At 36.4% G+C, this 5,018-nt stretch carries 6 protein-coding genes; 5 read left to right on the forward strand and 1 reads right to left on the reverse strand.

The window, feature by feature from the left end; genetic code table 11:
- The coding region (locus tag Q0U74_RS07530; RefSeq protein WP_297393814.1) for an ATP-binding protein at window positions 1-644 on the reverse strand (644 nt) is incomplete at its 3' end.
- A 404-nt stretch (window positions 645-1,048) separates the two neighbouring features.
- On the opposite strand from Q0U74_RS07530, the gene Q0U74_RS07535 reads away from it, so the two are divergent.
- Genes Q0U74_RS07535 through Q0U74_RS07555 form a run of 5 tightly spaced genes read left to right on the forward strand, consistent with a single transcriptional unit; the run spans window position 1,049 to window position 5,000 of the window.
- Entirely contained in the window at window positions 1,049-1,741 is a 693-nt protein-coding gene (locus Q0U74_RS07535; protein ID WP_297393816.1) for an ATP-binding protein, read from the forward strand.
- 10 nt (window positions 1,742-1,751) lie between these two features.
- Window positions 1,752-1,970 (forward strand): ferredoxin family protein, encoded by a 219-nt coding sequence (locus Q0U74_RS07540; RefSeq protein ID WP_297393818.1) that lies wholly within the window; start codon window positions 1,752-1,754, stop codon window positions 1,968-1,970.
- A gap of 11 nt (window positions 1,971-1,981) precedes the next feature.
- Window positions 1,982-3,046, forward strand: a complete 1,065-nt coding sequence (locus Q0U74_RS07545; RefSeq protein WP_297393819.1) for a 3-methyl-2-oxobutanoate dehydrogenase subunit VorB — start codon at window positions 1,982-1,984, stop codon at window positions 3,044-3,046.
- Complete coding sequence (locus tag Q0U74_RS07550; RefSeq protein ID WP_070611602.1) at window positions 3,046-3,798, forward strand: thiamine pyrophosphate-dependent enzyme; 753 nt, start codon at window positions 3,046-3,048, stop codon at window positions 3,796-3,798. Before Q0U74_RS07545 ends, Q0U74_RS07550 begins: the two co-directional genes overlap by 1 nt.
- Window positions 3,798-5,000 carry a 2-oxoacid:acceptor oxidoreductase family protein gene (locus Q0U74_RS07555; protein ID WP_297393822.1) on the forward strand — a complete coding sequence of 401 codons (1,203 nt, stop codon included), beginning with the start codon at window positions 3,798-3,800 and terminating at the stop codon, window positions 4,998-5,000. Before Q0U74_RS07550 ends, Q0U74_RS07555 begins: the two co-directional genes overlap by 1 nt.
- Window positions 5,001-5,018: the final 18 nt, after the last annotated feature.

The following is a 5,018-nucleotide window of genomic DNA, read 5'->3' on the forward strand; positions in this document are numbered from 1 at the left end:
GGTCTTTTCTTTTCCACTTCCATCTTTATTGGATAGGAGATGTAGTTGGAGTAGTGGCTGACAAGTTCTCTTATTTGGTATTCGTCAAGGTACTTGTCATAGTCCTCGTCTTTTGTGTTTTCTTTTAAGTGGAGACTTACTATAGTGCCATGAGAATCTTTTTCTCCATCAGAAATTGTGTAGCCCTTGGCACCCTTGGACTTCCAAAGGTGTGCACCATCTTCCTTATAGGACCTTGTGAGGACAGTAATTTCATCAGCAACCATAAAGGCAGAGTAAAAGCCCACGCCAAATTGTCCAATTATTTCGTGGTCCTCATTTTTTTCATTTAGATTTTTAAAATCAAGGGAGCCGGACTTTGCAATTGTGCCTAAGTTAGCAACAAGTTCATCTTCAGTCATGCCTATGCCCTTATCTTCAATGGTAATAGTTCTCTTTTCCTTGTCAGGTCTTATTCTTATAAAATAATCTTGGTGGTTGAATTTCACCTTGTCGTCGTTAAGTGCGATGTAGTACATCTTGTCCATGGCGTCAGAGGCGTTTGAAATTAACTCACGCAAAAATATTTCTTTATTTGTGTAAATGGAGTTAATCATTAAGTCCATTAGTCTTTCTGTTTCAGCATTGTATTTTTTATTTTTCATTTAATCACCTTTATTCAAATAATTTTTTATTTTTTTCATTAGCACTCGATAAGTGCATCTGCTAATAATATATATCTTTTCATATAAATAGTCAAATTTTTATGGGATTTTTATTTTTTTACATAAAAATTTTCTAAAAAAATATTTTTTCGCCCTAAATTTAAAATTTCCTAAAAAATTTTTTCCAAAAAAAAATTTATTTTTCACAAAAATATATTAATTTTGTGAAAATTTTTTAAGCTCTAAAACAAGCTAATTCATAAAAATATTTTTAAGGAGAAGTAAAAATTTTAAGAGGAGGAAATTAAATAAATTAGAATAATTGAATTAAAAAGGCATTGCAATTGTTTTCAAAAGTTTTCAATTGATGTATAATATATTTGGTGTTTTAGAAGGGAGGAGAAATGTTTACTGAAGTAGAAAGAGGCAATAGGATAAAAATTATTACTGGACACTTTGGCAGTGGAAAGACAGAGTTTGCAATTAACTATTCCTTGTACCTTAGAAGGTACTTTGACAAGGTTGCAGCAGTTGATCTTGATATTATTAATACATACTTTAGACTTAGAGAGAAAATGGACTTTTTGAGCGAACACGGAGTGGAATCATTTTCATCTAGTATGCGAGAAAAAAATGCCTTGGACATACCAGCAGTTGATGCGGCAATTTTAAAACCACTTGAAAATAAAAACTACAGAGCTGTATTAGATGTTGGCGGCAATCCCAAGGGTTCACTTTCTCTTGGCAGGTATAGAGATATTTTAAAAAGAGAGGGCTACGACCACTACTTTGTCATCAATAGAAATAGACCAGAGACTAAAGATTTTCAGTCTGTGAGAGATTTCATTGGACAAGTGGAAGGCCATTCACAAACCAAGGTGACAGGAATAATTAACACTACTCACTTTTTGAAGGAGACTACAGCAGATGATCTCTTGTATGGCGATGAGCTTGCCAGAGAAGTTTCAGAGAAGTTAAACCTTCCCTATGTCTATGCAGTCTGCCTAAGAAGCATTGAGAAGGAAGTAAGAGCTTTAAATTTAGCAGCAGAAGTTTTTCCAATAGACTTATATTTTAGAGAAGATTGGATGTTATAGGAGGTAAATAATGGCTAAAGGAAGAGTTGAGTTTGAATGCGACAGATGTAAGGGTTGTGGACTATGTGTAACTGTATGTCCTAAAAATGTAATTGAAATCGACATGGACACTATTAACAAAAAGGGTTATGCACCAGCAATGGCAAAGAGACCAGAAGATTGTATTGCTTGCCAAAACTGTGCAATAACTTGTCCTGATTCAATTATTACAGTTTATAAAATTTCTTAAGGGGTGTTTACATGACAAAAGTACTTATGAAGGGAAACGAAGCAGTTGGTGCAGCAGCTATTGAAGCTGGTTGTAGATATTTTTTCGGTTATCCTATTACTCCTCAATCTGAAGTACCTGAATACTTATCAAGGGAACTTCCAAAGATTGGCGGATGTTTTTTGCAAGCTGAGTCTGAAGTTGCAGCTATAAATATGCTTTATGGTGCTGCAGGAGCTGGAGCAAGAGTTATGACTTCATCTTCTTCTCCTGGAGTTTCACTAATGCAAGAAGGTATTTCTTATATGGCAGGGGCAGAACTTCCTTGCGTAATCGTAAATATGATGAGAGGCGGTCCTGGACTTGGCTCTATTCAACCTTCTCAAACTGATTATTTCCAATCAACTAGAGGCGGCGGAAATGGTGACTACAGAACTATTACTTTGGCACCATCTTCTGTGCAAGAACTTGTAAATTTAATTGAACTTGGCTTTGATTTAGCTGACAAGTACAGAAATCCTGTTGTTATAATGAGTGACGGTGTACTTGGACAAATGATGGAGCCAGTTGAATTTGGCATGCAAGAAAAAATGAATCTTCCTGAAAAAACTTGGGCTACAAGAGGCAAGGGAAAGAATCATGGCGAAAGAAATATTATAAACTCAATTTATCTTTCTGCAGATGAACTTGAAGAACACAACAAACACTTAATTGAAAAATATAGACAAGTTACTGAAAATGAAATTAGAGTAGAAGTTGATGGAATTGAAGATGCTGATTTAGTTATCAGTGCCTATGGAACTACTGCTAGAATTGCAAAGAGTGCAATTGAACACTTAAGAAAAGAAGGTCACAAAGTTGGTCTTATCCGTCCAATAACTTGCTGGCCATATCCTTATGAAGCTTTCAAGGGAATAAATCCAAAATGCAAAGACATTTTAGTTTGCGAAATGAACCAAGGTCAAATGACTGACGATGTCAAGATTGCTGTTGAAGGTAGACAAAAGGTTCACTTCTTTGGAAGACAAGGCGGCGTAATTCCAAATGTGGAAGAAATTAAAGAAGCTGCTCTTGAAGTTTTAGGAGGTCTCAAATAATGGAAAAAACTAATGAACAAGTTTTATATAAATATTCAGATGGTTTGACTAGAAATGAAACTCACTATTGTCCAGGATGTACTCACGGAGTTATTCATAAATTAGTGGCAGAATCCTTAGTTGAACTAGGAGTTTTAGACGATGCAATTGGAGTTGCACCAGTTGGTTGTGCAGTTCTTGCTTACAAATATTTTAACTGCGACATGCATGAAGCAGCTCACGGTAGAGCTCCTGCTGTTGCAACTGGCATAAAGAGAGTTCACCCAGACAATTTAGTCTTCACTTACCAAGGCGATGGCGACTTGGCTTCAATTGGTACTGCAGAAATCGTTCAAGCAGCTCACAGAGGAGAAAATATTTCAACAATTTTCGTCAACAACGCAATTTATGGTATGACTGGTGGACAAATGGCACCAACAACACTAGTTGGTCAAGTTACAACAACTTCTCCTTACGGAAGAGACGAAGCTTGGTGTGGTAAGCCAATTAGAGTTTCTGAAATGCTTGCTACTATTGACGGAGCAAAATTTGTTGAAAGAGTTTCAGTTGACACTCCAGCAAATATTAGGAAGGCAAAGAAAGCTATTAAAGAATGTTTCAAATATCAACTTGAAGGCAAGGGCTTTGGAATTGTAGAAGTTTTATCATCTTGCCCAACAAACTGGGGACTTCCTCCTGCAGATGCACTTGCATGGCTTAGAGATAATATGATTCCATACTATCCACTTGGTAATTTTAGGAGGGGTGAATAATGGCTACTAGAGATATTATTGCTGCTGGCTTTGGCGGACAAGGTATTATGGCAATGGGTCAACTTATAACTTATTCAGGAATGCTTGAAAACAAATTTGTTTCCTGGCTACCAAGTTATGGACCAGAAATGCGTGGAGGTTCTGCAAACTGCTCAGTTGTAGTTTCTGATGAACCTGTTGGCTCTCCAGTAATTTCACAAGCAACAGATGTAGTAGTTATGAACGAACCATCACTAGAAAAATTTGAACAATATGTTGCACCTGGCGGAAATTTATTCCTAAACTCTTCCCTTGTTAAAAAAGCACCAACAAGAGATGACATAAATGTATTTTCTATTCCAGTAAATGACTTGGCAAATGAACTTGGCAATGCAAAGGTTGCCAACATGATAATGCTTGGAGCCTTTTTAGAGGTAACAAATACTGTAAATGTTGAATCTGTTATAAAGGCCTTCACAAAAGTTTATGGCGACTCAAAGAAAAAGCTTCTTCCAATAAATGAAAGAGCAATAGCCACTGGACAAGAAGCAATTAAGGGAGCAGGCTGCGTTGGTGGAATTTGTCAAATTCTTCCAGAAAAGACAAATTCACAGGTTAAGAGCCACTACTCAAGACAAACTGCAGCAAGTGTTGAACTTAGTGGAACAGATCTTGAAAACATAGAATACCTAAAGACTATCAAAAAATATTCAGCAGAAGACGACCAAAAGATTTTCGACAACGAAATGTCAATTGTTGAAGAAGCACTTTCCATTGAAACAGAATCAATTAAGTTCTGCGACAAGGCTGCTGAAATGTTAAAGGGCGACGATGCAGGAGAAATCTTCGCATCACTTTCTCACCAATCAGAAGAACACATCTCTTACTTAAAGGGACTTAAGGAAACATTAAAGTCAAAGGACGAAACTTCTCTTGCCGACAAGATTAAGGCAAAACTTACTAAGAGAGAAGATTACGATTGGGGCAAGGTTGACCCTGAAAAGGCAAGACTTGCACTAAATGTATTTGCAATAGCTAAGGACATCAAAAATTCTTCCATTGCTTTTTATGCTAAGGCTAAGGAAAAATCTGGGGATGCCAATGCAAAGAAACTTTACGATGAACTTGAATATTGGGAAAACTTCCAATTAGAACAAGTTGCTGGTCAGTATGATATTTACAAGGAAGAATGGTGGGCTGACCAAATGTTCTCAAAAATGTAATAAAATTTTTAAGAGGCA

Origin of the sequence: uncultured Peptoniphilus sp. (assembly GCF_946998875.1) — a bacterium.
Classification (GTDB): domain Bacteria; phylum Bacillota; class Clostridia; order Tissierellales; family Peptoniphilaceae; genus Peptoniphilus_A.

What these genes read in the sequence shown, in the direction of transcription:
- Q0U74_RS07540 (WP_297393818.1), top strand. Translation starts at nt 1,752, where the DNA reads ATGGCTAAAGGAAGAGTTGAGTTTGAATGCGACAGATGTAAGGGTTGT.
- Q0U74_RS07535 (WP_297393816.1), top strand. Translation starts at nt 1,049, where the DNA reads ATGTTTACTGAAGTAGAAAGAGGCAATAGGATAAAAATTATTACTGGA.
- Q0U74_RS07550 (WP_070611602.1), top strand. Translation starts at nt 3,046, where the DNA reads ATGGAAAAAACTAATGAACAAGTTTTATATAAATATTCAGATGGTTTG.
- Q0U74_RS07555 (WP_297393822.1), top strand. Translation starts at nt 3,798, where the DNA reads ATGGCTACTAGAGATATTATTGCTGCTGGCTTTGGCGGACAAGGTATT.
- Q0U74_RS07545 (WP_297393819.1), top strand. Translation starts at nt 1,982, where the DNA reads ATGACAAAAGTACTTATGAAGGGAAACGAAGCAGTTGGTGCAGCAGCT.